The 26,048-nt window shown below is 62.3% G+C and carries 24 protein-coding genes; 9 read left to right on the top strand and 15 right to left on the bottom strand.

Annotated features, from left to right (window positions below; all coding sequences use genetic code 11):
- Window positions 1-6: 6 nt before the first annotated feature.
- From waaA to EFQ99_RS07270, 4 genes are all read right to left on the bottom strand, one after another.
- Window positions 7-1,326 (bottom strand): lipid IV(A) 3-deoxy-D-manno-octulosonic acid transferase, encoded by a 1,320-nt coding sequence (gene waaA / locus EFQ99_RS07285; RefSeq protein WP_126920236.1) that lies wholly within the window; start codon window positions 1,324-1,326, stop codon window positions 7-9.
- 169 nt (window positions 1,327-1,495) lie between these two features.
- Window positions 1,496-1,738: a DUF4170 domain-containing protein gene (locus tag EFQ99_RS07280; RefSeq protein ID WP_126920234.1), complete on the bottom strand. Its 243-nt coding sequence runs from the start codon at window positions 1,736-1,738 to the stop codon at window positions 1,496-1,498.
- 63 nt (window positions 1,739-1,801) lie between these two features.
- On the bottom strand, window positions 1,802-2,611 hold the full coding sequence (locus tag EFQ99_RS07275; RefSeq protein ID WP_126920232.1) for a 3'(2'),5'-bisphosphate nucleotidase CysQ: 810 nt from the start codon (window positions 2,609-2,611) through the stop codon (window positions 1,802-1,804).
- A gap of 30 nt (window positions 2,612-2,641) precedes the next feature.
- The gene (locus EFQ99_RS07270) at window positions 2,642-3,988 is read right to left on the bottom strand and encodes a TldD/PmbA family protein (protein ID WP_126920230.1); all 1,347 of its coding nucleotides are present in this window, start codon (window positions 3,986-3,988) and stop codon (window positions 2,642-2,644) included.
- A gap of 119 nt (window positions 3,989-4,107) precedes the next feature.
- Between EFQ99_RS07270 and EFQ99_RS07265 the strand changes: the two genes are divergently transcribed.
- Both EFQ99_RS07265 and EFQ99_RS34930 read left to right on the top strand, forming a co-directional pair.
- Window positions 4,108-5,919, top strand: coding sequence for a monovalent cation:proton antiporter-2 (CPA2) family protein (locus tag EFQ99_RS07265; protein ID WP_126920228.1), 1,812 nt, complete (start codon window positions 4,108-4,110; stop codon window positions 5,917-5,919).
- 70 nt (window positions 5,920-5,989) lie between these two features.
- A complete protein-coding gene (locus EFQ99_RS34930; protein ID WP_164736344.1) occupies window positions 5,990-6,133 on the top strand; it encodes a hypothetical protein in 144 nt (47 codons plus the stop codon).
- 28 nt (window positions 6,134-6,161) lie between these two features.
- Here EFQ99_RS34930 and EFQ99_RS07260 read toward each other — a convergent pair whose 3' ends face one another.
- The 3 genes from EFQ99_RS07260 to EFQ99_RS07250 are packed head-to-tail and all read right to left on the bottom strand — an operon-like array spanning window position 6,162 to window position 9,624.
- Window positions 6,162-7,043 carry a patatin-like phospholipase family protein gene (locus EFQ99_RS07260; protein WP_126920226.1) on the bottom strand — a complete coding sequence of 294 codons (882 nt, stop codon included), beginning with the start codon at window positions 7,041-7,043 and terminating at the stop codon, window positions 6,162-6,164.
- 15 nt (window positions 7,044-7,058) lie between these two features.
- Complete coding sequence (gene rsmD / locus EFQ99_RS07255) at window positions 7,059-7,619, bottom strand: 16S rRNA (guanine(966)-N(2))-methyltransferase RsmD (RefSeq protein ID WP_126920224.1); 561 nt, start codon at window positions 7,617-7,619, stop codon at window positions 7,059-7,061.
- Window positions 7,600-9,624, bottom strand: a complete 2,025-nt coding sequence (locus EFQ99_RS07250) for a pseudouridine synthase (RefSeq protein ID WP_126920222.1) — start codon at window positions 9,622-9,624, stop codon at window positions 7,600-7,602. Before EFQ99_RS07250 ends, rsmD begins: the two co-directional genes overlap by 20 nt.
- A gap of 90 nt (window positions 9,625-9,714) precedes the next feature.
- Here EFQ99_RS07250 and EFQ99_RS07245 point away from each other — a divergent pair, with 90 nt between their 5' ends.
- Window positions 9,715-10,152: a nucleoside deaminase gene (locus EFQ99_RS07245; protein ID WP_126920857.1), complete on the top strand. Its 438-nt coding sequence runs from the start codon at window positions 9,715-9,717 to the stop codon at window positions 10,150-10,152.
- Between the two features lie 79 nt (window positions 10,153-10,231).
- Here the strand turns inward: EFQ99_RS07245 and EFQ99_RS07240 are convergent, their stop codons facing one another.
- From EFQ99_RS07240 to EFQ99_RS07225, 4 genes are all read right to left on the bottom strand, one after another.
- Window positions 10,232-10,861, bottom strand: coding sequence for a hypothetical protein (locus EFQ99_RS07240; RefSeq protein WP_126920220.1), 630 nt, complete (start codon window positions 10,859-10,861; stop codon window positions 10,232-10,234).
- 131 nt (window positions 10,862-10,992) lie between these two features.
- The gene (gene ileS, locus EFQ99_RS07235; protein ID WP_126920218.1) at window positions 10,993-14,007 is read right to left on the bottom strand and encodes an isoleucine--tRNA ligase; all 3,015 of its coding nucleotides are present in this window, start codon (window positions 14,005-14,007) and stop codon (window positions 10,993-10,995) included.
- Window positions 14,008-14,294: 287 nt separating this feature from the next.
- Window positions 14,295-15,278 carry a bifunctional riboflavin kinase/FAD synthetase gene (locus EFQ99_RS07230; protein ID WP_126920216.1) on the bottom strand — a complete coding sequence of 328 codons (984 nt, stop codon included), beginning with the start codon at window positions 15,276-15,278 and terminating at the stop codon, window positions 14,295-14,297.
- Window positions 15,279-15,292: 14 nt separating this feature from the next.
- On the bottom strand, window positions 15,293-16,141 hold the full coding sequence (locus EFQ99_RS07225) for a TIGR01459 family HAD-type hydrolase (RefSeq protein WP_126920214.1): 849 nt from the start codon (window positions 16,139-16,141) through the stop codon (window positions 15,293-15,295).
- A 337-nt stretch (window positions 16,142-16,478) separates the two neighbouring features.
- Between EFQ99_RS07225 and groES the strand changes: the two genes are divergently transcribed.
- The 3 genes from groES (at window position 16,479) to EFQ99_RS07210 (ending at window position 19,661) form a co-directional block, all read left to right on the top strand.
- Complete coding sequence (gene groES / locus EFQ99_RS07220; RefSeq protein WP_004675403.1) at window positions 16,479-16,775, top strand: co-chaperone GroES; 297 nt, start codon at window positions 16,479-16,481, stop codon at window positions 16,773-16,775.
- A gap of 71 nt (window positions 16,776-16,846) precedes the next feature.
- Window positions 16,847-18,484 (top strand): chaperonin GroEL, encoded by a 1,638-nt coding sequence (gene groL / locus EFQ99_RS07215; RefSeq protein ID WP_125843878.1) that lies wholly within the window; start codon window positions 16,847-16,849, stop codon window positions 18,482-18,484.
- A 730-nt stretch (window positions 18,485-19,214) separates the two neighbouring features.
- Entirely contained in the window at window positions 19,215-19,661 is a 447-nt protein-coding gene (locus EFQ99_RS07210) for a hypothetical protein (RefSeq protein ID WP_126920212.1), read from the top strand.
- Between the two features lie 67 nt (window positions 19,662-19,728).
- On the opposite strand, the gene EFQ99_RS07205 is transcribed toward EFQ99_RS07210, so the two are convergent.
- Entirely contained in the window at window positions 19,729-20,439 is a 711-nt protein-coding gene (locus tag EFQ99_RS07205; protein WP_126920210.1) for a glutathione S-transferase family protein, read from the bottom strand.
- A 211-nt stretch (window positions 20,440-20,650) separates the two neighbouring features.
- Here EFQ99_RS07205 and EFQ99_RS07200 point away from each other — a divergent pair, with 211 nt between their 5' ends.
- The gene (locus tag EFQ99_RS07200; protein WP_126920208.1) at window positions 20,651-21,094 is read left to right on the top strand and encodes a DoxX family protein; all 444 of its coding nucleotides are present in this window, start codon (window positions 20,651-20,653) and stop codon (window positions 21,092-21,094) included.
- Window positions 21,095-21,173: 79 nt separating this feature from the next.
- Here EFQ99_RS07200 and hisG read toward each other — a convergent pair whose 3' ends face one another.
- From hisG to hisS, 3 genes are all read right to left on the bottom strand, one after another.
- Window positions 21,174-21,869, bottom strand: coding sequence for an ATP phosphoribosyltransferase (gene hisG / locus EFQ99_RS07195; RefSeq protein ID WP_126920206.1), 696 nt, complete (start codon window positions 21,867-21,869; stop codon window positions 21,174-21,176).
- Entirely contained in the window at window positions 21,866-22,987 is a 1,122-nt protein-coding gene (locus EFQ99_RS07190) for an ATP phosphoribosyltransferase regulatory subunit (protein ID WP_126920204.1), read from the bottom strand. The genes hisG and EFQ99_RS07190 overlap by 4 nt, the downstream gene beginning before the upstream one ends.
- A 174-nt stretch (window positions 22,988-23,161) precedes the next feature.
- Window positions 23,162-24,685 carry a histidine--tRNA ligase gene (gene hisS / locus EFQ99_RS07185; RefSeq protein WP_126920202.1) on the bottom strand — a complete coding sequence of 508 codons (1,524 nt, stop codon included), beginning with the start codon at window positions 24,683-24,685 and terminating at the stop codon, window positions 23,162-23,164.
- 136 nt (window positions 24,686-24,821) lie between these two features.
- Here hisS and EFQ99_RS07180 point away from each other — a divergent pair, with 136 nt between their 5' ends.
- Together EFQ99_RS07180 and EFQ99_RS07175 are read left to right on the top strand one after the other, a co-directional pair.
- Complete coding sequence (locus tag EFQ99_RS07180; RefSeq protein ID WP_126920200.1) at window positions 24,822-25,577, top strand: hypothetical protein; 756 nt, start codon at window positions 24,822-24,824, stop codon at window positions 25,575-25,577.
- Window positions 25,578-25,634: 57 nt separating this feature from the next.
- Window positions 25,635-26,000, top strand: a complete 366-nt coding sequence (locus EFQ99_RS07175; RefSeq protein WP_126920198.1) for a hypothetical protein — start codon at window positions 25,635-25,637, stop codon at window positions 25,998-26,000.
- Window positions 26,001-26,048: the final 48 nt, after the last annotated feature.

Here is a 26,048-nt window from a genome sequence, read left to right as displayed (position 1 = left end):
GCCTCCTCAGCCCTGAGCCGCGGCCTTCGGCAAAAGCCGCGCCTTGACCGTCAGGGGATTGATATAGGGTTCCAGCCCTTTCACCGTCGCCGTCAAAGCCCCGCGCATGTCGTGCACGGCGGTGATGCCGGCCTCGATCATGTTGCGGCGAGCTTCGTCGTTGATCAGCAGGTAATGCACGCCCTTGGCCAGCATTTCAGTGTCACGCACCATGCGGGCGCTGCCACTGCGGGCAAGCTTCTGATAGGCATCGCGGAAATTCTGCACGTGGCCACCGGACAGGATGGCGCAACCGAGCATGGCGGGCTCCAGCGGATTTTGACCGCCTTCGGCAAAGAGCGAACGGCCGACGAAAGCGATTTCCGTCAGTCTCAAATAGAGGCCCATTTCGCCGATCGTATCGCCGAGGAAGATATCGACATCGGCGGACAAGGCGTCGTCGCGGGTCCGGCGGGCGACCTTCAGCCCGTGCTTGATCAGAGCCGCCTCGATCTCGTCGCTGCGCTCGGGATGGCGCGGCACGATGATCGTCAGTTGACGATCGCGCTCTTTGAGGGCGCGATGAACGATGGCGGCGGCATTCTCCTCGCCGTCGAAGGTCGAAATCGCCGCCCAGGTCTTGCGATCGCCGATCTGCTTTTTGTAGCGGGCAAGGACAGCGCTGTCATAGGGCGGTGCGTCGGTATCGACTTTCAGATTGCCGGAGGTGATGACCGGCACGGCACCGAGATCGCGGAAACGTTCGGCATCGACATCCGACTGGGCGATGACCAAAGCCAGATTTTCGAACAAGGCTTCGGCGATCGCCGGGCGGCGGCGCCAGCGGGCAAAGGAGCGGTCCGACATGCGGGCATTGATCAGGATCTGCGGGATGCGGCGGCGGCCGAGTTCCAGCACCGTTGCCGGCCAGATCTCGGATTCGGCGATGATGGCGCAATCGGGCTGCCAATAATCGAGGAAGCGGCTGACGGAGGGCTTCAGATCGAGCGGCACATATTGATGGATTGCTTCATTGCCGAGGCGCTCGGCCGCGAGTCTCGCCGACGTGATGGTGCCGGTCGTCAGGATGACATGAATGTCGCGCCGGCGGATTTCACGGATCAGCGGAATAACGGCGTTGGTTTCGCCCACACTAGCGGCATGGAACCAGACGAGCGGGCCCTGCGGCCGGTTGGCGCTCGGATAGCCGAAGCGTTCCAGGCGGCGTGCCCGGTCTTCCTTACCTTTGGCGGTGCGGTAGGTGATATAGAGGCCGACGACAGGAGAGGCAACGGTTCCCGCCAGACGGTATGCGCTCAGACCGAACCGCGCCATCCTGGAACTCATTGCGCCAGCCTCCGATCAAAAGCGATCGACATCAACCCCATTCCCCAATTATCGTTGCGGCCGGAATGACCGATTAATTTGTTCAGAATGCGTCAGACAATCCGATCGGCGGGGGCTCGATACACGAAATCCCCGCTCGGCGAGCGGTGGCCGGCGGCACCTGCCAGGGTCAGTTGCCCTTGGCCTGCGGATCGAGCAGACGATGCATGTGAACGATGAAGTAGCGCATATGCGCATTGTCGACCGTCTGCTGCGCCTTCGCCTTCCAGGCCGTCAGCGCTGTGGCATAGTCGGGGAAAATGCCGACGATATCGAGACCGTTCAGATCACGGAACTGGACGTCATCGAGGCTTTCCAGTTCGCCGCCAAAAACGAGATGCAAAAGCTGCTTCTTGTCACCGGAGTCAGTCATTTTCTTGTTCTCTTTCTGCCTATTCTCCTCCGCCTCCTCATCTGCGGGATTTTGACGAAAACGTCAACTGTCTCGTCGGCCGGGAAAGGCCGCGAGGAACTCCCTGAGGCGGGGCGCGGGCGCCGCGCAAAGGACCTTGTGGGTGACTTCAGGTCGATTGTAGAGGATCGGCTTGCCCGAGAGATCGACGAGACCGCCGCCGGCGCAGGCGAGGATCAGATCGGCGGCGGCAAGATCCCAATCATGCGAATTGCCCTTGACGAAGGTGCCCTCAAGCCGGCCATCCGCCACCATGGCGATGCGGTACGCGAGCGAGGGAATATATTTCTCACGGCTGACCCGGTCGCGAAACTCCTGCGGAAAGGTCTTCAGCAAGTCCTCGCCGACCGCAAGACGGCTTATCTCCTGCGGTCCCGCAACGGAAACGGTGAGAGGCTCGCCGTTCTTCAATGCTACGCCGCCCTCGACGGCCTCAAATAATTCATCGAGCGCCGGAGCATAAAGCACGCCGGCGACCGGCCGGCCGCGGTGAACGACCGCGACACTGACGCACCAGACCTTCTGCCCGCCGAGAAAGGCGCGCGTGCCGTCGATCGGATCGACGATAAACAGCGTCTCGCGCGACAGGCGCTCGGCATCGTCCTCGGTTTCCTCAGACAGCCAGCCATAATCCGGCCTGGCCTTGCGCAGGATGGATTCGAGTGTCTTGTTGGCGGCGAAATCGGCAGCGCTGACGGGAGAGCGGTCCTCGTTCTTCCACCAGACTTCGGGAGACTGGTTGAAAAAGCCGAAAGCGACTGCGCCGGCCTCTTTCGCAGCATCGGCGATCAGCGCGAGATCGCTCTGCCAGCGGGCCTTTTCCCTATCGCTCATCCCGTCAATCCGTTTGTGAACAATCGTGCTCTAGCGCCCTGCAAGCGTCATGCCTTCGATGGCGAAGGTCGGGGCTGCTACGCCGAACTTGCGGTCGATGTCGTTTGCCAGCGTCAGGCGCATGAACATTTCCTTGAGGTTCGAGGCGATCGTCACCTCCGACACCGGGAAGGTGAGTTCGCCGTTCTCGATCCAGAAGCCGGTCGCGCCGCGGCTGTATTCGCCGGTGATCATGTTGACGCCGTGGCCGATCAACTCGGTGACATAAAAACCGTTGCCGACGCTGCGGATCAGCTCTTCCGGTGAGATGTCGCCGGGTTCGAGGGCGAGATTGGTGGAGGACGGCGAGACTGATGTGCCGCCGCGCACGCCGCGGCCGTTGGTCTCAAGGCCGAGCTCACGACCGGTCGAAGTCGAGAGGAACCAATGCTTCAGAACCCCGTCCTCGATCATGACAAGCCGTTCGCCGGACACGCCCTCGCCGTCGAAGGGCCGCGAGGAGGGGCCGCGCACGATCAGCGGATCATCTGATATCGACAGGCCCGATTTCAACACTTGCTGGCCCATCTTGTCGCGCAGGAAGCTGGTCTTCCGGGCGACGGCCGCGCCATTGATCGCGCCGGCGATATGGCCTACGAAGCCGCGGGCCACACGCGGATCGAAGATGACGGTAACGTCCTTGCCCGTCGGCACCTGGCGCGGATTGATGCGCTTTACCACCCGTTCGCCGGCGCGACGGCCGATCTCTGAGGGATCGTCGAGTTCGGCGTAGTAAAGACGGCTGTCGAAATCATAGTCGCGCTCCATGCCGGTGCCTTCGCCCGAGATGACGCTAACGGAATGGCCGAAACGGGAAGCCATGTAACTGCCCGCAAAACCGTGGGAGGTGGCAAGAACCAGGCCGCCCATGCCGGCGGACGCACCGGCGCCGGAAGAATTGGTGACACCCTTGACTGCAAGGGCCGCCGTCTCGGCGGCAAGAGCCGCTTCACGCAGCATCTCGGAGGACACTTCCGTCGTGTCGAGCAATTGGAGATCGGGATAGGATTTCGAAAGGTTCGCCTCATCCGCCAGACAGGCGAAAGGGTCTTCCGGCGAGACTTTCGCCATGGCGACGGCGCGTTCGGCGAGCGCCTGAAGATCGAAGCCCGGATTGGCCGAAACGCTGGCAACGCGCTTGCCGATGAAGACGCGCAGGGAAAAATCGTCGCTTTCGGAGGATTCCGTTCCCTCGACCTTGCCGAGGCGCACGCTGACTGATTGCGAGCGCGACCGGACGACGACGGCATCGGCGGCATCGGCCCCTGCTTTCTTCGCCAGATCGATCAATTGGCTTGCGCGGGAAAGAAGTGTCGAGGAATCGATTTCAGAGGACATGATTTGGCCTTTCCTTCGGCTTCCATTTATTGTGCACTCTCCCAGGCATCAAGGCCGCCGTCGCCGATTCTTTGTCGGAGCGGCCTGCATGCTCTCCGCCGTCGAAAGAAAATGTCAGCATGTCAGCGCCCAACGCCCTTTTTTCCGAAACGATCCTGCTGCTCGGAGGCGCGGTGGTCGCCGCTCCGATCTTCAAGAAACTCGGGCTCGGCACGGTGCTCGGCTATCTCGCGGCCGGCATTGTCATCGGCCCGGTTTTCCACGGCATTACCGACGGCGAACAGATCCTCAACGTCGCCGAACTCGGCGTTGTCTTCCTGCTCTTCATCATCGGGCTGGAGCTGAAGCCCAGCCGCCTCTGGCAAATGCGGCGCGACATCTTCGGCCTCGGCACCGCCCAGGTGGTGCTGACGGGACTGGCGCTGACCGCGCTTGCCTGGTTTTCCCAACTTCTCGACTGGCGCGGCAGCATCGTCGCCGGATTTGGCCTGGCGCTGTCTTCGACGGCCTTCGCCATGCAGATCCTCGAGGGCGACGGCGACGTCAACACGAAATACGGGCAGCGCTCCTTCTCGATGCTCTTGTTCCAGGACCTGGCGATCGTGCCGCTTCTGGCGCTGATCACCGTCCTCGACGGCGGCAAGGGCAGCGATGCGCCGCTCACCGATTTTGCCTTGGCCGTCGGCGCGGTCGGGGCGATGATCATCATGGGGCGCTACCTGCTAACGCCACTCTTTCAGGTCATCGCCCGTACCGGCGCACGGGAAGCGATGATCGCCGCCGCCCTCTTCGTCGTCATGGGATCGGCAAGCCTGATGCAGCTTGCCGGGCTTTCGATGGCGATGGGCGCCTTCCTCTCCGGCGTGATGCTGGCCGAATCCTCCTATCGGCACGAGTTGGAGGCGGATATCGAGCCCTTCCGCGGCGTGCTGCTCGCCATCTTCTTCATCGCCGTCGGCCTGTCGCTGGAGCTTGATGTCCTCGTCGACAACGCGCTCCTGGTCATCGTCGCCGTGCCGATCGTCATGGCCGTCAAGGCAATCGTCATCTACGGGCTCTGCCGGATCTCGGGCTCGCCGCATGACGATGCGATTCGCATCGCCTTCCTGCTGCCGCAAGGGGGCGAATTCGGCTTCGTGCTGTTCACGACGGCGGGCGTGGCCGGGCTGATGTCGACGAGTACGGCATCGCTGCTGGTCGCGATTGTCACGCTCTCCATGGCGCTGACGCCGATCGGCTCAGCGCTATCGAAGCGGCTCTTGCGCGGCGACGAACGAGAGGAGCTGGATGAGGATTTCGAAGGCGCAGGCGCCGACGTGCTGATGGTCGGCTTCTCGCGTTTCGGCCAGATCGCCGCCCAGATCCTGCTTGCCGGCGGACGCAGCGTCACTGTCATCGAGTTTTCGGCAGACCGCATCCGCCAGGCCTCCTCCTTCGGCTTCCGCATCTATTTCGGCGACGGCACCCGCAAGGATGTGCTGCGCTCGGCCGGCATCGACCGTGCGAAGATCGTGCTCGTCTGCACGCAAAAGAAGGAAGTCACCGACAAGGTGGTGGAACTGGTGCAGGCGGACTACCCGCACACAAGGCTCTATGTCCGCTCCTACGACCGCATCCATTCGATCGAACTGCGCAACAAGGGCGTCGACTACGAGCTGCGCGAAACGCTGGAATCCGGCCTGCTCTTCGGACGGCGGACGCTGGAGGCGCTGGGGGTTCCCGAGGTCGACGCCTACGAAATCGGTGAGGATATCCGCAAGCGCGACGAAGCCCGCCTGGTGCTGCAGGTTTCCGAAGGGCTGCAGGCCGGTCGCGACATGCTGTATTCCCACCCCGTCCGCCCCGAACCCTTGGTCAAGCCGAAGCGTGCAGCCGATCCTTTCGAGGACGATCCGCTGGCGGGCACTGTCGATGCAACGGCGGACGCGTAGAACAGAGACATCCGAAAACCGCTTAGACTTTTCGGGCGACATCATGCTCTGGGGTTAGGCACCTCTTTCGATGAGGTTGCCGGTTCGCAATTCGTCGGCGCGGGCCAGCGAAGCCGCCGGCGCGCTCACCGACGAGGTTCAGGATCTCGACCGCATCGCGGAGCCGTTCCAAACCAGATCGACGATCTCCGACGCAAGACAACGTGCCACCTGAACTGCCGCACGCTTTTGCGCGACATGCTCTAATTTTTCATACGCGCTTCGATTTCGCGGTCGAGGGCGAATTTCAGGTCGTCCTTGACACCGACGGACATGGCGAGCACTTCGCGGGCCTTGAGGAAATCCATGACACCAGTGCGGCCGACGGTTGGGCGCAGGAAGATCTGCGGCTGGCAAAGCTTCAGCTTCAGCGAGATGGCGGTCTGCATCATCAGCTGGCCGGAGCCGAAGATGCTTTCCATGCGGTTCGGAATATGGGTGCCGTCGCCTTCGGGCGCACCGACGACGTCGATGCCGACGACGATATCGGCGAGGTCCATCAGGCATTCATAGGGCACCGGATTGCTGATGCCGCCGTCGATCATCACACGGCCGTGCAGGCGCACCGGCATGAAAACCGCGGGGATGGCCGAAGAGGCCGCCAGCGCCGGAAACAGCTCGCCCTCTTCGATGATGACTTCGTTCTGCCCGTAATAATCGGTGGTGATGACTTTCATCGGGACCAGCAGATCCTCGAAGCGGGCCGGAAGCTCGGACGGCAGGAAGGCCTTGAGGATGCGCTCCAGATTGAACTGGCCGATGCGGATGCCCTTGGCCACCGCATCACGCACCGTTGCCGGCCTCATGCCCCAGATGCGGGCGACGACGGCCGTCTTGTTGCCGACGGTCGCCAGCGCATGTTCACGGATTTCGGCGCCGGACATGCCGGCCGCCATGCCGGCTCCCATGATCGCGCCGATCGACGAGCCTGCGATCGCCACCGGCCGGATGCCGAGTTCGTCGAGCGTCTCGATGACATGGATATGGGAAAGCCCGCGCGCGCCGCCGCCGCCGAAGGCGACCGCGACCGTCGGGAGATCGCTGATCGCAGGCAATTTCGGACTGATGATCTCTGCCTGCTGCACGCCCCGTCCTCGCGCTTATTGCGGCTGATATCGGAAGAAATGCACCCTCGTATCCCCGAAGATGCGGCTTTCGAGGAAAACATAGGAAGGATGGACGGAAACGACAACATCGGCACGCTCCTCGAGCACCGCGATCGCGCCTACCCGTAGCCAGCCGCCCTCGGCGGCTGCAGCCATCGCCTTCTCGCCGAGCCCCTTGCCATAGGGCGGGTCGGCAAAGAGCACGTCAAAAGGTTCGAGATTGCCGACGCTGCCGAGATCGGTCGCATCCCGGCGCAGGATGCGCGTGCGGCCGTGCAGGCCGAGCGCATCGATGTTCTCCCAGAGCAACGCCCTGCCCTCGACGCTGTTTTCGACGAAGAGCGCATGGCGACAGCCGCGCGAAACAGCTTCCAGGCCGACGGCGCCGGTTCCGGCGAAAAGATCGAGGATCCGGGTGCCATCGACGCAATCCGGATAGGCATGGCTCAAAATATTGAACAGGCTCTCGCGCGTCCGGTCGGCAGTCGGCCGGATGTCGTTGGATTTTGGCACGGCGAGAGGCCGTCCGCGAAACTCACCGCCGACGATCCGCACCGCGCGTCATTCCCTTTCCTCTAGCACCACCTTTGGACGGCCCGCCCGCAGGCCTGTCGCCGCCCGGCCTGTCACCGCCCGGTTTGGCGCCCTTGGGCTTGCCGGAAAAACTCTTGGGCCCGCCGGGCTTGCCCGCAAAGCCCTTGCCGCGTGGCTTATCACCCGAAGGCTTTTCGCCGAACGATCTTTCACCGCGTGGACGCTCGGAGCGGCCCTCGCCGGCGGACGTTCTGGCAGCGCGGGGACGTTCGTCGCCGTCCTCGCGCGGCCGGCGATCCCCGCGCGGCTTGTCGCCGAACGGGCGGTCACCACGCGAAGGACGATCACCGAAAGGCCGATCGCCGCGCGGACGCTCCGAACGGGCCTCACCGGTGGACGCTCTTGATGCGCGGGGACGCTCGTCACCATCCGCACGCGGCCTGCGATCACCACGCGGCTTGTCGCCGAAGGGGCGATCTCCACGCGAGGGACGATCACCGAAAGGCCGGTCGCCGCGCGGACGCTCCGAACGGCCTTCGCCGGCGGCGCTTCTGGTGCGCGGGCGTTCGTCACCGCCTTCGCGGGGGCGGCGTTCGCCGCGCGCCGGGCGGTCGCCAAAACCGCGGTCTTCACGGGCGGGGCGATCACCGAAGGAGCGCTTGCGATCTGAGCCTTCGCCCTCATCCTTGCGACGGGGCGGCTCGCTCGAGCGGATCCATTCGCCATCCTCTTCGCGCACACGGTTCACCTGCGTGCGCGGGCGATCCTCGATGCGGTCGAAACCCGTGTTCTTCGCCGGCGCCAGCTCGCCCCGCTTGCGCGCGGTCTGCGCATTCTTAGCGGCTTTCGCCGCCGCCTTTTCACCGAGCGGACGGGCGCCCGGCGCCATCCAGACATTGGCGCTGCGGCGCTGACCGAGCGGCTGGGGACGCTTCGGCTTGTCGTCATCCCTGCGGCCGCCGTCGCGGCGATCGTCATCCCGGCGCCCGCCGCCATGGCGGTCGTCGCGCTTGGTATCGAGACGGCTCAGCGCCCGTTCGCGCTTGTCCTCATCGCGGCGCGGACGCTCGCGCTTTTCAGGGGCTGCCGGCTCTGCCTCTTCTTCAGCGGCGACGGCCGGCGCATTGTAGATCGGCGCGTCGAAATTGGCCTTCGCTTCCTCGATGAGGCGCGGGCCGAGCTGGTCGCGCAGCGTGCGGCCGCGCACCTCGATGACATGGCCTTCCGGCAAGTCGCCAAGCTGGAACGGGCCATAGGAAATGCGGATCAGGCGGTTGACGTCGAGACCGAGCGCGCCGAGCACGTTCTTGATTTCGCGGTTCTTGCCTTCGCGCAAGCCCATGGTGATCCAGACGTTCGATCCTTGAGTGCGGTCGAGCGTCGCCTCGATCGAACCATAGAGCACGCCGTCGACGGCGATACCGTCTTTCAGCTTGTCGAGCGCGTCCTGATCGATCTCGCCATGAGCGCGGACACGGTAGCGGCGCAGCCAGCCGGTCGCCGGCAGTTCGAGCGCGCGGGCGAGACCGCCGTCATTGGTCAGCAGCAGCAGGCCTTCGGTGTTGATGTCGAGCCGGCCGATCGACATGACGCGCGGCAGCTCTTCCGGCAGGTTGTCGAAAACGGTCGCGCGGCCTTCCGGATCGGCATTGGTGGTCACGAGGCCCGCGGGCTTGTGATAAAGCCACAGCCTGGTGCGCTCGATGCCGCGGATCGGCACGCCGTCGACCTCGATCCGGTCGGTGAGCGTGACATTGACGACGGGGGTTTCGAGAACCCTGCCGTTCAGCGTCACACGGCCTTCCATGATCATGCGTTCGATGTCGCGGCGCGAGGCAACGCCGGCGCGCGCCATCACCTTGGAGATGCGTTCGGCCTTGGCCTCGCCATCGGTCCCGGCCGCGACCGAGCCCGCGGCGGCAGCCTTTGCCGGCTTCGCGCTGCCAGCCTTGGGACCGGCTTTAGCGCCGGCATCCCGAGAAAAGGGCTTTGCGCCCGGGCGTTTTGGCTTGTCTTTGGTTGTCATTTGTTGTTTGCCTGCCTTTTGGGCCTGTCTATCAGGTCACGCATCTGCGGTTAAGTGGAAATTCTTGCGATCGTGAAGACAAATCGTTTCATGGAGATGGCGCTTCACGAAGCGCGGGCAGCCGAAGAGCGCGGCGAGGTGCCGATCGGCGCCGTCGTCGTCATCGACGATATTGCCGTTTCACGCTCCGGAAACCGTACGCGCGAGCTGAAAGACGTCACCGCGCACGCCGAAATCGTCGCCATCCGGCTCGCTTGCGAAGCGCTCGGGCAGGAGCGGCTTGCCGGCGCCGATCTTTATGTGACGCTGGAGCCTTGCACCATGTGCGCGGCAGCCATCTCGTTTGCGCGCATCCGGCGGCTCTACTACGGCGCCGAGGATCCGAAAGGCGGTGCCGTCGACAACGGCGTGCGATTCTATGCGCAACCGACCTGTCATCACGCGCCTGAGGTCTATTCAGGCTTCAACGAGGTCCAGTCCGCCGAAATGTTGAGAAGGTTCTTTTCGCAAAAGAGAGAGACGCCGTAACCTCAGCGTCTGCGCGGCAGCGCCATCTTTGGCCGCGCGCCCGGCTCTCCGGTTCGCGCCGATGGGTCGAGGAAACCTACTATTGCAGGAGGTTCCACCACTGTTTGCCGCTGTTGGCGATCGCCGCGTCCTTCTTGCGCTTCTTCTGCTTCTTGAGCTCGGGTTCGCCGAGATCGTCGAGCTTTGCCGGATCGTCGACGGTGCGGTAACCGGTCGGCGGATCGGAGATGGAGCGGCGCTGATCGATATAGGAGCCCTTCTGCAGGGCGCGCGCTTCACGATAGGCCTGAGTCTGTGCTTCCGTTGTGCGCCGGCCGCCTTCGATCGCGGAGCTTGCCAGCGGCGAGCGGTAATTCGGATTGTCCGAGTTCTGGTCAGCCTCGGAAACGAGGCGGGCACGGGTTTCCTCCGGCGATTCAAGCCACTGCGGATTGTCCTTGTTGGCGACCGTCGGCTGCGGCGCAACGAGGGTCTCCTTCTGCCCCTGGGCCGGCATCACCAGCGTCGGGCGTGGCGTATATTTGACGCCCTTGTTCTTCGGGTCCGGTCCGGTCAGCGACACGGACTGGCCGAGATCGTCGGTCAGCTGCTCCACGGCGGTCTTGCCGGTGCCGTAGGTCGGGCTGCTGGCGCAACTGGACACCAAGGAGCATCCCGCCATGACAACAGACAGGCAGGCGCCCATACGGAACCAATGCGTTGCGAACATGAAAACCCTTCCAGACACCGGTGCAATCGTTGCCCAACCGGACAACCGTCCCCCTGACGCAAAAATCCGGCCATTTTCAGGCAGCTTTTACCGGATGAACCGCGAAAAGGCAATTCACCCGGGAAATATCTTCAGGCTGGGATGCCGAGTTCGCGCAGTGCCGCAGCGTCACGCGCCGAGACATCCGGATATTCCGGATCGGACCCAACATCGGTGGTGATGCGCCAGGAACGGGCGCATTTCACGCCTTCGGCAAGCTTGGGAACGACCGCGACTTCGGACACTTCAGGCAGCCGGAAGGCGTCGGCCGGGCCGGCGCTCGCCTCGATCGTGATGCCTGAGGTGATGCAGACTTCGCTGAAGTCTTGGCCTTCAAGCGCTTTGCGCAATTCCGCATCGGCGACATGGACGACGGGGGCCGCTTCCAGCGACGAACCGATACGCTTGTCCTTGCGCTCGATTTCGAGAGCGCCCGTCACGACGCTGCGGATCGCGCGGATCTTCTTCCACTTTTCCGCGAGCGCCTCGTTGCGCCATTCCCTGGCGACCGGGGCGAACTGCTCCAGATGCACCGAGACGGCCGAGGGATTGCGCGAGAGCCATGCCTCTTCGGTCGTGAAGGGCAGCATCGGCGCAAGCCAGGTCACCATGCAATCGAAGATCATGCGGATGACATAGAGGGCCGAACGGCGGCGAAGGCTGGAGGGCGCATCGCAATAGAGCGCATCCTTGCGGACGTCGAAGTAGAAGGCCGAGAGCTCGACATTTGCAAAGTCGATCAATGCACGGGCGATCTTCTTGAAGTCGAAGGCGTCATAGTTTTCGCGCACGAGCTGATCGAGCTCGGAGAGGCGGTGCAGCATCAGCTGCTCGAGCTCCGGCAGATCGGCAAGCGCGATGACCTCGCCCTTGTCGTGCGCCAGCGTGCCCAGCATCCAGCGGATGGTGTTGCGCAGCTTGCGATAGGCATCGACATTGGTCTGGATGATCGTCTTGCCGACGCGCAGGTCATCGGCATAGTCAGACGTCATGACCCAGAGACGCAGGATGTCGGCGCCGGCATCCTTCATGACTTCCTGCGGTGCTGTGACGTTGCCCTTCGACTTCGACATCTTCTCGCCCTTCTCGTCCATGGTGAAGCCATGGGTGAGAACGGTGTCGTAAGGCGCACGGCCACGCGTCGCCGCCGATTCCAACAGCGAGGAATGGAACCAGCCGCGATGCTGGTCTGAACCCTCGAGATAGAGATCGGCCGGCCATTTCAGGTCTGGGCGGTCTTCCAGCGTGAAGGTGTGCGTCGAGCCCGAGTCGAACCAGACGTCGAGGATATCCATGACTTGCGACCACTTGGCCGGGTCATGCTCGTTGCCGAGGAATCGCTCCTTGGCGCCTTCGGCGAACCAGGCGTCAGCACCCTCGGCATCGAAAGCATCGAGGATGCGCTGATTGACGGCATCGTCCTGCAGAACTTCGCCCTGCTCATCGACGAAGACGCAGATCGGCACGCCCCAGGCGCGCTGACGAGAAAGAACCCAGTCCGGGCGCTGTTCGATCATGGCACGCAGACGGTTCTGGCCGGCAGCCGGGACGAAACGCGTGTCATCGATGGCGCTCAGCGCACGGGCGCGCAGCGTCGTTCCATCAGGCAGCGTCTTGTCCATATAGACGAACCACTGCGGCGTGTTGCGGAAAATGACAGGCTTCTTGGAGCGCCAGGAATGCGGATACTGGTGCTTCAGGCGACCGCGGGCAAAGAGCGCGTTGCGCTCGATCAGCGCCTTGATGACGCGGTCGTTGGCATCGCCCTTCTTGCCGTTGTCGTCGATGACGCGCGCGCCTTCCAGGCCGGGAGCATCTGATGTGTAGAAGCCGCCGTCGTCAACCGGGAACGGGATCTTGGTCTCGATGCCATCTTCTTCCAGAACCCTGGCATGCGCCATCCAGACATCAAAGTCTTCACGGCCGTGGCTCGGCGCCGTGTGGACGAAACCGGTACCGGCGTCGTCAGTGACATGATCGCCGGTCAGCAGCGGGACGGTAAAGTTGTAACCGTCGCCCAACCCCTTCAAAGGATGTTCCACACGGGAAATCTCGGCAAAATCGGACTGCGAGACCTCACGCAGACGTCTGAACTCCAATTTTGCTTTTGCAAATGCATCCGCGGCCAAGGCATCGGCAAGGATTAGTTTCTCGCCGGGCCGCGGACCGAAATCGTTCTGCGCTGCGGTCACCTCGTAGAGGCCATAGGCTACCTTGGGCGAATAAGCGATCGCTCGATTGCCTGGGATCGTCCAAGGCGTGGTCGTCCAGATGACAATTGAGGCACCAAGGAGATCACGGTTCCGCATTGACTGTTCACGATAAGAGACGGCCGACGCGTCAACGGCCTTCGCCTCTTCCAGCGAAACGTCATGGTACATCCGCCCGTCCGGATGCTTGTACTCAACGACCCCAACGACCGGGAACTTCACCCAGATCGTGTCCGACTCATAGTCGTGATACTCGACTTCGGCTTCCGCCAGCGCAGTGCGCTCGACCACCGACCACATGATCGGCTTGGAGCCGCGATAGAGCTGGCCGCTCCTGGCGATCTTCAGGAGCTCGCCGGCGATACGGCTTTCCGCGTGGAAGTTCATCGTCAGGTACGGATTTTCGAAATCGCCAACGATGCCGAGGCGCTGGAATTCACCGCCCTGGACAGCGATCCACTTTTCGGCATAGGCGCGGCACTCGCGGCGGAATTCGATCATCGCCGACGGCTCGGTCAGGTCAGGCTTGGCCCTGCCCTTGGCGCGATAGTTTTCTTCCTCGATCTTCCATTCGATCGGCAGGCCGTGGCAATCCCAGCCCGGCACGTAATTGGCGTCGTAGCCGCGCATCTGGAACGAACGGTTGATGACGTCCTTGAGGATCTTGTTCAGCGCGTGGCCGATATGGATGTTGCCATTGGCGTAGGGCGGGCCGTCGTGCAGGACGAACTTTTCCCGGCCGGCGGCGGAGGCGCGCAATTTCTTGTAGAGATCCATCTCCTGCCAGCGGGCAACGAGTTCCGGCTCCTTCTGCGGCAGGCCGGCGCGCATCGGGAAATCCGTTTCAGGCAGGTAGAGGGTCTTCGAGTAGTCGATCTTATCGGCTGTTTCGGTCATGTGTGACAATCGTTTCTGGCGGCCCAGGAAGGGCGCAACGGGCGTGAAAATAGGTGGCGGCGGAAGCGCTTGCTCGCAAGCGCCGAAAACCCGGACCTCCCGGCCGCTTAGCGCGCGCGGAAGGCCGGGCCGATAATTCGTATCGTAATCGCCAGCCGAAATTTCGTCATAGCGCCGGTTCATAGGCGTTTTTGCCGGGAAAAGGAAGAGAAGAAATTACCTGCATGCGATCCCGAGGCGCGGCTGAATCTGGTTTGTGCTCCGACAATTCCGAGCTGAGGCAGACCTCAGGAAAAGCAGAGCTTCCGATCGAGTTCGCCGAGCGGCACCACACCCGCCAGCAGTGCCCTCGCCTCCTCCTCGTCGCGCTTGATCTGGGCGACGAGCGGAGCGAGACCGTCGAATTTCAGCTCCGGGCGGAGATAGCCAAAGAAAGAGACGGCGCAGAGCTGGCCGTAGAGATCGCCGCTGAAGTCGAAAAGATAGGTTTCGAGCAGCGGCGCACCGTTTTCCGTGACCGTCGGGCGGCGGCCGTAGCTTGCGACGGCATCGTAGAGCGTTCCGTCCTGAAGCCGGAATCGGACGGCGTAGATGCCGGCGGCGAGATCGGTTTCCGGCGGCAGGCGCATGTTGGCCGTGGGAAAGCCGAGCTGCCGGCCGAGCTTTTCGCCGTCGATCACTTCGGCCTCGACAGTATAGCGGTAACCCAGCATGCCGGCGACTTCGCTGACATTGCCGTCCTTCAGCAGCGCGCGAATATGGCTCGAGGAGACAACATCGGCATTTTCGTCACGGAAGGCATCAATCAGGGTGACGCCGAAACCATAGGTGCGGCCGGCATCCATGAGAAAGGCCGGACCGCCCTCGCGGCCGCGGCCGAAATGGAAATCGACGCCGGTGACGACTTCGGAAGCGCCGAGCCAGTCTTTCAGGATCGAATGGATGAAATCCTCGGCCGAGCGCTGCGAGAATTCGTAGTCGAAGGGATATTCGATGACGGCGTTGAAACCCAGCGTTTCCAGAATGCGGGCTTTCAGCGGCGCCGGCGTCAGGCGGAAGACCGGCGTCTGCGGCCGGAAGACCGTACGCGGATGCGGCTCGAAGGTGAGCACGAGGGCGGGAATGCCGCGCGCCCTGGAAATCTCCAGCGCGCGGTTCAGCACCGACTGATGGCCGCGGTGCACGCCGTCGAAATTACCGATGGCGATCACGCCGCCCTTCAGATGGGCGGGCAAAGGATCCCGGGTTTCATTGCGGTGGAAAACGGTCATCGGCTGGCTTCTCTTTATGCAAGGCGCGGCATCCACCACCTCGGCGCGGCCTTTTCCCGTTCGAGATAGGCGTTGAGGATCGCCTCGTCGGTCTCACCGTCGAGTGTGTATTCCTTGGCGTGGATACCACCGCTGATGTAGAGGAGGTCCAGCCCATAATTCAAGGCGCCGCGCACATCCGTCGGCATACCGTCGCCGATCGCCAGCACGCGCTCAACCGGGAAATCGCCGCGAAGCTCGCGGGCCGCCGCAAGCGTCGCCTCGTAGATCGGCCGATGCGGCTTGCCGGCAATGCGGGTCTTGCCGCCAAGCTGCTCGTAATAAGCGGCCATGGCGCCGGCGCAGGGAATGATGCGGTGGCCGCGCTCGACCACGAGGTCGGGATTGGCGCAGATCATCGGCACCTCGCGCGCTTTGAAATCGAGAAGCATGTCGGTGTAATCCTCCGGCTTCTCGGTCTCATCGTCGAAAAAGCCGGTGCAGACGAGCGACTGCGCTTCGCCCGCCGGCCGCCGCTCAACGCCGATGCCTTCGAGAAGCGCCTTGTCGCGCTCGGGGCCGAGCAGAAAGACCGTCTTCGGCCCTTCGGCAATCAGCCCGCGCGTGACGTCGCCAGAGGTGACGATCCTGTCATAGGCGCTGTCGGGAACGCCGATCTGGCGCAGTTGCTCGACCACCTGCCAGGAAAGGCGCGGCGAATTGGTGATGAGCACGACGGCAAGACCGCTCTTGCGAGCCGCTTCAAGGGCCGCGGCCGCCTTCGGGAACGGATCGACGCCGTTGTGAACGACGCCCCAGACGTCGCAGAGCACCACATCATAGTGATCTGTGATTTCCGAGAAGTTTTCTATCCGCTTGGCCATTCCGATTTCCCGATTTGCTTCAGTCACCGGTGACATTGCAAAGGCGCAAGGCGATGGCAAGGCATTTTCTTCGCTGCCGGCCGCCGGGAAGTGCCTGAACGGCAGTCCCGGCGAGCGCGGATGGGCAAAGCTTGGCCGGCGGAGGTTTCGGCTGGAATCTCGGGGAATTCTCCGACCTCTTCACAATTCCGGCACAAAAATTCGTGATTGCTCTCATTGACTCCTTTCGGAGCCATCCCTAAATGCTCGGCGCTAGCACTCATCACAAGGGAGTGCTAACATTTATCCATGTGGGCCACTCCGGTCCGCGAATGTCATTCGATCGAGGGATTAGACAATGGCAAGCACCAATTTCCGTCCGCTTCACGACCGCGTCGTCGTTCGTCGCGTCGAGTCCGAAGAGAAGACCAAAGGCGGCATCATCATTCCCGATACCGCCAAGGAAAAGCCCCAGGAAGGCGAAATCGTCGCCGTCGGCTCCGGCGCTCGTGACGAGTCCGGCAAGGTCGTCGCACTCGACGTCAAGGCTGGCGACCGCGTCCTGTTCGGCAAGTGGTCCGGCACCGAAGTCAAGATCAACGGCGAAGACCTTCTGATCATGAAGGAAGCCGACATCATGGGCATCATCGGCTGATCAGCCGACCCGCTTTCCCGAAATGACTGACGGGCCTTTGCCCGAACAAATCGAATTCAGGAGTCACAAACATGGCAGCTAAAGAAATCAAGTTTGGCCGCACCGCGCGCGAAAAGATGCTGCGCGGCGTCGACATTCTCGCCGATGCAGTCAAGGTAACGCTCGGCCCGAAGGGCCGTAACGTCATCATCGACAAGTCCTTCGGCGCTCCGCGCATCACCAAGGACGGCGTTTCGGTCGCCAAGGAAATCGAACTCGAAGACAAGTTCGAAAACATGGGCGCCCAGATGGTCCGCGAAGTCGCTTCGAAGACCAACGACATCGCTGGTGACGGCACCACGACCGCTACGGTTCTCGCCCAGGCGATCGTTCGCGAAGGCGCCAAGGCTGTTGCCGCCGGCATGAACCCGATGGACCTGAAGCGCGGCATCGATCTCGCCGTTGCCGAAGTCGTCAAGGATCTCCAGGCCAAGGCCAAGAAGATCAACACTTCGGAAGAAGTCGCCCAGGTCGGCACGATCTCCGCAAACGGCGAACGTCAGGTCGGTCTCGACATTGCCGAAGCCATGCAGAAGGTTGGCAACGAAGGCGTCATCACGGTTGAAGAAGCCAAGACCGCCGAAACCGAACTCGAAGTCGTCGAAGGCATGCAGTTCGACCGCGGCTACCTCAGCCCCTACTTCGTGACCAACCCGGAAAAGATGATCGCCGATCTCGAAGACGTCTTCATTCTCCTTCACGAGAAGAAGCTCTCGAACCTGCAGTCGATGCTCCCGGTTCTCGAAGCCGTCGTCCAGACCGGCAAGCCGCTCCTCATCATCGCTGAAGACGTCGAAGGCGAAGCTCTGGCAACGCTCGTCGTCAACAAGCTGCGCGGCGGCCTCAAGATTGCTGCCGTCAAGGCTCCCGGCTTCGGCGACCGCCGCAAGGCCATGCTCGAAGACATCGCGATCCTGACCGGCGGTACTGTTATCTCCGAAGACCTCGGCATCAAGCTCGAGAGCGTCACGCTCGACATGCTCGGCCGTGCGAAGAAGGTTTCGATCTCCAAGGAAAACACCACGATCGTCGACGGTTCGGGCGCCAAGTCCGACATCGAAGGCCGTGTTGCCCAGATCAAGGCCCAGATCGAAGAAACCACCTCCGATTACGACCGCGAGAAGCTGCAGGAACGTCTTGCCAAGCTCGCTGGCGGCGTTGCCGTCATCCGCGTCGGCGGTTCGACGGAAGTCGAAGTGAAGGAAAAGAAGGACCGCATCGACGACGCTCTCAACGCGACGCGCGCTGCCGTTCAGGAAGGCATCGTACCGGGCGGCGGTGTTGCCCTGCTGCGTTCTTCCGTCAAGATCACCTCTAAGGGTGTCAATGACGACCAGGAAGCCGGCATCAACATCGTTCGCCGCGCTCTGCAGGCTCCGGCTCGCCAGATCGCTGAAAACGCTGGCGACGAAGCTTCGATCGTCATCGGCAAGATCCTCGACAAGGATCAGGACAACTGGGGTTACAACGCCCAGACCGGCGAATATGGCGACATGATCGGCATGGGCATCATCGACCCGGTCAAGGTCGTTCGCACCGCCCTGCAGGATGCCGCTTCCGTCGCATCGCTGCTGATCACCACCGAAGCCATGATCGCCGAGCTGCCGAAGAAGGACGCTCCGGCTATGCCGGGCGGCATGGGCGGCATGGGCGGTATGGACATGATGTGATAGGCCACGGCCTTTCACAGCATCGTTCATGAAACCGCCCATCATCTAAGATGGTTCAGCGCGTCAAGCGCGCTGAACTGGCGGTATGGACATGATGTGATAGGCCAAAGCCTTCACTGACTACCCATTCCGGCATCCGGAATAGGAAGGGCGGCCCTCGGGTCGCCCTTTTCTTTTGCCCAAAACGATTCGATCCGTTGCGCGCAATTTTATCCCGCCATCTGCGTTTAATCGCCGCCGACCCTCGGTTCCCGGACCGAAACTTTCGCCAAGCTTGCTTCGCCGCATATTTCAGAGTCGGCGAAACAATGGGGGAGATCGCAGCGTCGCGGCACGATTTGCTCGCCTGCATGGAGTGGAAACGTTTTCAAAGCGCTGAAAATAGATTTGCAGATGCCAATCCTCGCGGCGCATCCGAAAATTCAGAGATTTCGGCAAAAAAGGCCAAATTCAATACCCCTTAAAAAGCCGTTGCCGTTTGAGCAAAAGCTCTTATAAATCCGCGCTGCAATTGAAGCGCGCCCGGCCGTCATTTTCGTCGTCAGACGAGGCTGAAGTGCGAAAGACCACGCGAGAACGTTCGGCTTGCAAAAGCTCCTGTTGCGGAGACTTGAGGGCTGACGACAATGCCAGATACAAGCCCGGGCATAACGCCTGCAGCTACGTGATCCTGTTTCTTTGTGTTTGCCGAGCATGCGGCGGAGGAGCCGCATCCGAACTGGGGAACGCCTTGTTTAAGATTGCCAAAACCAATGCAGCCGCGCCCTCGATCTCCGGCTCGCTCAACGACAACAATCGAAATCACGAAATGTTGGCGCAGTTCTCCTTTTCCGAAGCCTGGAGCGGGGATTTTTCGAGCGGCATGATCCATCTTGGCGAATGGAGCTCGATGATACACGGTCTTTCCGCAGCGGAATGCGGACTGCTGAGCCTGATACGCTGCTATGACGCCAAGGACCGCAGCCACGTATTGGGGCTGTTCGAGCAGGCGGCGACACACTGCTCCTCTTTCTGTTTTTCGACGACGATCATCACGCCGAACGGTTTCCGCCAGCCGCTCTTCTGCATGGGGGAGTCGACCGGGCTCGAGGAAAAATACAGCGGCAGCATGGCCGGCGTCTTCATCTTCCCGCGCTTCAAGCTGCAGGATGCAAGCCAGATCATAAGCCGGCAGTAAAAATCGGTAGCGCAAGATAAAGGCCGCTCGCGAGGGCGGCCTTTCGCATTTTCCGATGGACGATCCGTTACTCCGGCTTGACCGGAATGTTGAGGCCCCTGGCGCTTGCCGGACGGGCGATGCAGCGCTCCAGCCAATCCGAAACGGCAGGGAATTTCGCATATTCGAGAATCTCGCGGCCGCCATAGAAAATATCGGCGCCGCGAACCCAGGTGAAGGTGGTGATGTCGGCGATCGTGTAGAGATCGCCCATGATCCATTGACGCCCCTTCAGCCGGTCTTCGAGCACGCCGAGCAGGCGTTTGGATTCGTCGCGATAGCGTTCCACCGGATAGGAGTTGTTGGCGACCTTGTCGGCGGCGAACTTGTGGAAATGCCCGAACTGACCGAACATCGGGCCGATGCCGGCCATCTGGAAAAACACCCATTGGATGGTCTCGTAGCGGCCGGCGGCATCGGCAGGGATGAGCTTGCCGGTCTTTTCCGCAAGATAGAGCAGGATAGCACCGGATTCGAAAAGGCCGATCGGTTTTCCCACAGGGCCATTCGGATCGATGATCGCCGGAATGCGGCCATTCGGGTTGAGAGATTCGAATTCCGGCGACTTCTGCTCGTTGGCGGCAAAGGAGACATAGTGCGGCTCATAGGCAAGCCCGAGTTCTTCGAGGGCGACCGAAACCTTCACGCCGTTCGGCGTCTGCAGGGAATAGAGCTGGATAATATCGGGGTTTTTCGCCGGCCAGCGTTTCGTGATCGGAAATGCGGAAAGATCTGCCATCGGATTCTCCATGTTATCAGCCGACCATAAGAGAACAGGCTCGGCAAAGGCAAGCAGCAGCCGCGACCTCATCGTTCCACATTATTGAACAAAGTGTCCCCTTCCGTTTATCTTTCCATAACGCCAGAAAAAGGCGACATAGAAGCATCAGAGGTCCAACCGGTGCCGGGGCACCAAGATCTCCAGAGCCATTCAAACGGAGACAACGTCCATGTCGAACGCCAACAATGTCATCATCCTGATCGCCCGCATCCTTCTTTCCTTCATGTTCATCTTCGCCGGCTTCGGCAAGGTCACCGACCCGGCTTCCACTGCCGGCATGATCGCCGGTGCCGGCCTGCCGGCCTCCACCGCGCTCACCTATCTCGCTGGTCTCTTCGAACTCGCAACCGGCATTGCCGTGCTCGTCGGTTTCCAGGTCCGCATCGTCGGCTGGTTGCTTGCCGTTTTCTGTGTCTTCACCGGCTTCGTCTTCCACTTCGCGCCGATCAACGTTCCTGATTTCCCGGCTGCCGCCAACGCCTGGCTCAGTGGCCTGAACTTCGTCAACTTCCTGAAGAACATCACGCTCGCCGGCGCCTATATCATGCTCGCCACCAATGGCGCAGGCGCCTACTCGCTCGACGCCCGCCGCGGCGCCTACGCAGCAGCCTGATCGAAGACAGATATCCTCCCAAACATGCAAAACCCGCCGTCATCAGACGGCGGGTTTTTCCATGCCTTTAGGGCGGAGATCAGAGGGCGGCGCGCACTGCCTCGATGATGGCCTGCACGGTCGGCTCGTCCGCATGGCTTTCCTTGCGGGCGCGCACGAGGCAGGCCTGCGAATGCAGGATGACGCCGTCCTGGAGCACCTTCAGGTGGTTGGCGCGCAGCGTCGAGCCGGTGGAGGTGATATCGACGATGATATCCGCCGAGCCGGAAGCGGGAGCGCCTTCGGTGGCGCCCAGGCTTTCGACGATGCGGTAAAGCTGGATGCCGTGCTGGCTCGAAAAGAACTGCTGGGTCAGCCGCCAGTATTTGGTGGCGATGGCGAGACGCCTGGAGTGACGGGCGCGGAAATCGGCGGCGACATCGCCAAGATCGGCCATGGTCTCAACATCAAGCCAGATCTCAGGCACGGCAACGACGACATCGGCATGGCCGAAACCGAGGCGGGCGCAGAATTCGACGCGCTTATCCACCTCAGCAAAACCCTCCCGCATCAGATCCTCGCCGGTGACGCCGAAATCGACGGTGCCGTTGCCGATTTCGCGGGAGATTTCGGAGGCTGACAGGAAGGCGACTTCCACATCGTCCCAGCCCTCGACGCGGCCGCGATAGGAGCGGTCGTTACCGACAGCCGTTATCGGCATGCCGGCGCGCTCGAAGATCGCCGAAGCGTCGTCCTTCATCCGGCCCTTGGAGGGAAGCGCGATCGTGACGGTCATGCGGCTGCCCTTTCGGTTTCGATGCGGTCGAGCCAGAAGGAGAAGCCGACGGCCGGAATGCGATCCGTCGCACCAAGGAAAGTCAGTAGCCGGTCGAAACGCCCGCCGCCGGCCAGAACCGCGGCCGAGCCCTCGACCGTCACCTCGAAAACGAGGCCGGTATAATAATCGAGCGGCCGTCCGAAGGCGGCGCGGTAACTCAGGCCGGAAAGATCGACGCCGGCATTCGCGAGAGCTGCGACGCGGCCGTCGAAACGGGAGAGCGCATTGCCGAGTTTCAGACCGGCAGCATCAGCGAAGCCGGCAAGGGCTGCGGATGCATTGACGAGCGGCACATCGAGCGACAGGAACTCTTCCAGGACGTGGAAGGCCGCGTCGTCGAGGCGCGTTTCGGAGAGGATGAGCTTTTCCTTGAGCCTGCGGGCGATCTCCAGCGGCGAGCGGCTGGCATTCGTCGAATAACCCGTCTTCTGCATTTCCTGCTCGAGATGGGCAACCAGCGCCTGTTCGTCGCCGGAAGCTATAAGCCGTGCAATATCGTCGTCGAGCCCGGTCACGAATTGCGGGCTGACGAGGCTCGCAAGCAGCGCCTCCAGCTGCGTCATATTGCCGAATGCGTGGATCAGACGCTTCTGCCAGCCGAGCGGCAGGCCAAGCGCCTGAACAACAGCCTCGAACACCGCCTGATCGCCCAACGTCACCGACAGGCGCCGGCCCGGTAGCAGGCGGGCGAGAATGCCTGTGGCATCGCCGATGGCGCGGGCGTCGGCCGTCGCGATGTTGATGTCGCCCAGATCCTCGATGCCGGCCTGATAGAACTCGTTAGCGCCGTCGCGGCGCTGGCGGAAAACTTCGCCCAGATAGGCATAACGTTTCGGCGTGCCTGTGGCGGTCTCGATGTGGCGCAGACAGACAGGGATGGTGAATTCCGGACGCAGGCAAAGGCTGGCGCCGGTTTCGCTTTCCGTCATGAAGATGCGCCGGCGCAGATCTTCGCCGGCAATATCGAGGAAGGGTTCGGCCGGCTGAATGACTGGCGTGTCGATGCGCTCGGCGTTTCGGGCGGTAAATTCGGCCAGGAGGTCGTTGGAGAAATCGGGGAGGTTGATCAGGGGCATCGTATCGCTCCCGGGAAAAATCCCCTCCCCAACCCCTCCCCACAAGGGGGAGGGACTAACTCGCGGCGATCGCCGAAACAGATTGAGCGCGCGCTCGGTGAAGCGAAGGCTGAGTTCGGTACAGCGGCGCCAGATAAAGTCCCTCCCCCTTGTGGGGAGGGGTTGGGGAGGGGTTTACTGCGCATTCGCCGCCCTCTTCCGATCCTCCGCCTGCGCGGCAAGGATTTCCCGCACCTTGGCGACAAGGTCGGTTTCCGGCACGGTGTCCTGCGCCACACGCGCTTCGCGCCAGCTGGCATTGTCCTCAATCTCGCCGGAGAGCCGCTTGCCTTCGATGAGATCCTTGATCTGGACGACGCCGCCTGCGCGTTCGTCGCCGCCCTGGATGATGGCGACGGGGCAGCCGCGGCGGTCGGCATATTTCAGCTGGTTGCCGAATTTCTTCCAGTTGCCCTGGAACATTTCGGCGCGGATGCCGGCGGCGCGCAGTTCCTGGGTCATCTTCTGATAGCGGCCCATCGCCTCGACATCGCCGTCCATGACGGTGACGAGCACCGGCTCGATGACTTCGCTGGCGCCAAGCTTGCCGAGGTTCTTCAGCGCCGTCATCAGGCGGGAGACACCGATCGAAAAGCCCGTCGCCGGAACCGGCTGGCCCATGAAACGAGAGACGAGACCATCATAACGCCCGCCGCCGCCGACCGAGCCGAAGACGACCTTTTCGCCCTTCTCGTTGGTGACGTCGAAGAGAAGCTCGGCCTCGTAGACCGGGCCGGTGTAATATTCGAGGCCGCGCACGACCGAGGGGTCGATCTTGATGCGGTCGGAGGCGTAGCCGGCGCTCGTGACGAGCGCGCCGATGAAGTTCAGCTCCTCGACGCCCTCGGCACCCCTGGAGGTCCCAGCAACGAGCTCGGCCAGGCGCGCGGCGCTTTCGGCATAGTCCTTGATGCCGACGAAGAACAGCACCTTGTCGATCTGCTCCTGGTTAAGACCGGCGCCCTTGGTGAAGTCGCCGGATTCATCCTTGCGGCCGGGGCCGAGCAGCAACGCGACGCCTTCCGGCCCGAACTTGTCGAGCTTGTCGATGGCGCGCAGCACGTTGAGCCGCTGGCCGGCCTTGTCGTCGCCACCGAGGCCGATCGCTTCCAGCACGCCGTCCAGAACCTTGCGGTTGTTGACGCGGATGACGTAGTCGCCGCGCTTGATGCCGAGGGCTTCGAGCGTATCGGCCATCATCATGCACATTTCAGCGTCAGCCTGAACACCAGGCGCGCCGACCGTATCGGCATCGAACTGCATGAACTGGCGGAAGCGGCCCGGACCCGGCTTCTCGTTGCGGAAGACGTAACCGGCGCGATAGGTGCGGTAGGGCAGCTGGATCTCGTTGAAATTCTCGGCGACATGACGGGCGAGCGGCGCCGTCAGGTCGTAACGCAGCGACATCCATTGCTCGTCGTCGTCCTGCAGCGAGAACACGCCCTCGTTCGGCCGGTCGCTGTCGGGCAGGAACTTGCCGAGCGCATCGGTATATTCGAACAGCGGCGTTTCCACAGGATCGAAACCATAATGCTCATAGACTTCCCGGATCTTTGCCGTCATCTCGTTGACAGCGCGGATATCGGCGGCCGTCCGGTCGACGAAGCCGCGCGGCAGGCGGGCCTTGAGCTTTTGCGGTTTCTTCTGCTTGTCGTTCATTTCCGGGAATTCCGCTGGCTGTGACAGTGGGCGGTTTCCTAGCGGATTGGGCGGGGAGCGGCAAGGGCGAAGGGCCTTGATGCCGCTCCCAGAATCGATTGAACGAAGGGACATCGATCGAAATGCGGATATTCTCATGATCACCGAGGCCCTTCTTTATGCCGCGACCCTGCCGCTCACCGGCAAGCCGCATCGAAAGTTCATCCGCTATTCCGTCAATCTCTGGTCGCGGGCCGGGCGTTGCGCCAAGGATTGGGCCGAACATGAGGAGATGAGCCGCGATGCGATCCGCGCGGCAACCACCGGCCTCAGGCAGAAACGGACGGCCGTCGTGCTGGGTTCCGGCCTGTTGCGGGATGTGCCGATCAAGGAGCTGGCGAGGGATTTCGACACCGTCGTTCTGGTCGATCTCGTTCATCTCGCCTCGGTGCGCCTCCGGCTTACGGCCAAGGGCTATCGCAATATCAGGCTGATCGAGCGCGATCTCTCCGGCTACGACCATCTTGCGGCCGGTGGCGAACCCGAACCGCTCGGCTTCCTGCGCTCCGTGCCCTATCTCGATTTTGTGGTTTCGGCCAATCTGCTCTCGCAGATCGGCCGCGGAGTGAAACGGCGATACGAGGCCGAGGCCGGACGAATGCCTGAAGATACGGTGAAAAGGCTGATTACGGCGCATCTGGCCGGGCTTTCCGGGCTTTCCTGCCCCGGCTGCCTGGTAACGGACATCGCCTATACCGTCATCGACCGAAAGGGCAAAACGCATGAGCAGGCCGATCTGCTGCACGGCGTTTCACCCCCACCGGCAAAAGCGGTCTGGACATGGCCGGTTGCGCCGCTCGGCGAGGAAAGCAAGGATTACCGGATAGAACACAAGGTCATTGCCGCCTGGTGACCAGGATGTCACCGCCGGTCGGCTTGGCTTGTACAAGGCGTTCGCCTATAAGGAGGTATGCGCACGCTCGCTCTCGTCACGATGGTTTTCAGCTGGCTGGTCTACAGCGCCATGTCCGCATGGGCGGGTTGTCCGACATGCGCGTCGATGAATACGCGGGTCGTCATCGAGGCCGGCGTGCACCATCAGATGGCAGACATGGATATGCCCCGGGCGGCTGATAAGACCGATCCTTTGAAAGACCCCTGCACGACCGGTGATACCGCGCACATGCCGGTTTGCGCCGCCTGTCTCCTGCTGCCACCGGCGGTTACGGTTGCTGATAGCGGGAAATCTGCCTTCGCCTATCCCGCCCCGGCACTTGCCCGAGCACTTGACGATAACCGGCCCGCCCCGCAGGCGCCGCCTCCCCGACTGTCCTGACATCGCGACGATCCATGCCAATCAGGTGGCTCAGCCGCCCGGAAGATC

Origin of the sequence: Rhizobium vallis (assembly GCF_003985155.1) — a bacterium.
Taxonomy (GTDB): Bacteria; Pseudomonadota; Alphaproteobacteria; order Rhizobiales; family Rhizobiaceae; genus Rhizobium; species Rhizobium vallis.
The sequence above is the reverse complement of the archived record's forward strand: the minus strand, read 5'-3'. Positions and strand labels throughout refer to the sequence as shown.

Bases quoted from the DNA above. Each gene is read 5' to 3' on its own strand.
- waaA (WP_126920236.1), bottom strand. From the start codon at position 1,326: ATGAGTTCCAGGATGGCGCGGTTCGGTCTGAGCGCATACCGTCTGGCG.
- EFQ99_RS07180 (WP_126920200.1), top strand. From the start codon at position 24,822: ATGATCACCGAGGCCCTTCTTTATGCCGCGACCCTGCCGCTCACCGGC.
- hisG (WP_126920206.1), bottom strand. From the start codon at position 21,869: ATGACCGTCACGATCGCGCTTCCCTCCAAGGGCCGGATGAAGGACGAC.
- groL (WP_125843878.1), top strand. From the start codon at position 16,847: ATGGCAGCTAAAGAAATCAAGTTTGGCCGCACCGCGCGCGAAAAGATG.
- groES (WP_004675403.1), top strand. From the start codon at position 16,479: ATGGCAAGCACCAATTTCCGTCCGCTTCACGACCGCGTCGTCGTTCGT.
- EFQ99_RS07240 (WP_126920220.1), bottom strand. From the start codon at position 10,861: ATGTTCGCAACGCATTGGTTCCGTATGGGCGCCTGCCTGTCTGTTGTC.
- EFQ99_RS07175 (WP_126920198.1), top strand. From the start codon at position 25,635: ATGCGCACGCTCGCTCTCGTCACGATGGTTTTCAGCTGGCTGGTCTAC.
- EFQ99_RS07265 (WP_126920228.1), top strand. From the start codon at position 4,108: ATGTCAGCGCCCAACGCCCTTTTTTCCGAAACGATCCTGCTGCTCGGA.
- EFQ99_RS07190 (WP_126920204.1), bottom strand. From the start codon at position 22,987: ATGCCCCTGATCAACCTCCCCGATTTCTCCAACGACCTCCTGGCCGAA.
- EFQ99_RS07270 (WP_126920230.1), bottom strand. From the start codon at position 3,988: ATGTCCTCTGAAATCGATTCCTCGACACTTCTTTCCCGCGCAAGCCAA.
- EFQ99_RS07205 (WP_126920210.1), bottom strand. From the start codon at position 20,439: ATGGCAGATCTTTCCGCATTTCCGATCACGAAACGCTGGCCGGCGAAA.
- EFQ99_RS34930 (WP_164736344.1), top strand. From the start codon at position 5,990: ATGAGGTTGCCGGTTCGCAATTCGTCGGCGCGGGCCAGCGAAGCCGCC.
- EFQ99_RS07275 (WP_126920232.1), bottom strand. From the start codon at position 2,611: ATGAGCGATAGGGAAAAGGCCCGCTGGCAGAGCGATCTCGCGCTGATC.
- hisS (WP_126920202.1), bottom strand. From the start codon at position 24,685: ATGAACGACAAGCAGAAGAAACCGCAAAAGCTCAAGGCCCGCCTGCCG.
- EFQ99_RS07225 (WP_126920214.1), bottom strand. From the start codon at position 16,141: ATGGCCAAGCGGATAGAAAACTTCTCGGAAATCACAGATCACTATGAT.
- ileS (WP_126920218.1), bottom strand. From the start codon at position 14,007: ATGACCGAAACAGCCGATAAGATCGACTACTCGAAGACCCTCTACCTG.
- EFQ99_RS07245 (WP_126920857.1), top strand. From the start codon at position 9,715: ATGGAGATGGCGCTTCACGAAGCGCGGGCAGCCGAAGAGCGCGGCGAG.
- EFQ99_RS07230 (WP_126920216.1), bottom strand. From the start codon at position 15,278: ATGACCGTTTTCCACCGCAATGAAACCCGGGATCCTTTGCCCGCCCAT.
- EFQ99_RS07280 (WP_126920234.1), bottom strand. From the start codon at position 1,738: ATGACTGACTCCGGTGACAAGAAGCAGCTTTTGCATCTCGTTTTTGGC.
- EFQ99_RS07250 (WP_126920222.1), bottom strand. From the start codon at position 9,624: ATGACAACCAAAGACAAGCCAAAACGCCCGGGCGCAAAGCCCTTTTCT.
- EFQ99_RS07200 (WP_126920208.1), top strand. From the start codon at position 20,651: ATGTCGAACGCCAACAATGTCATCATCCTGATCGCCCGCATCCTTCTT.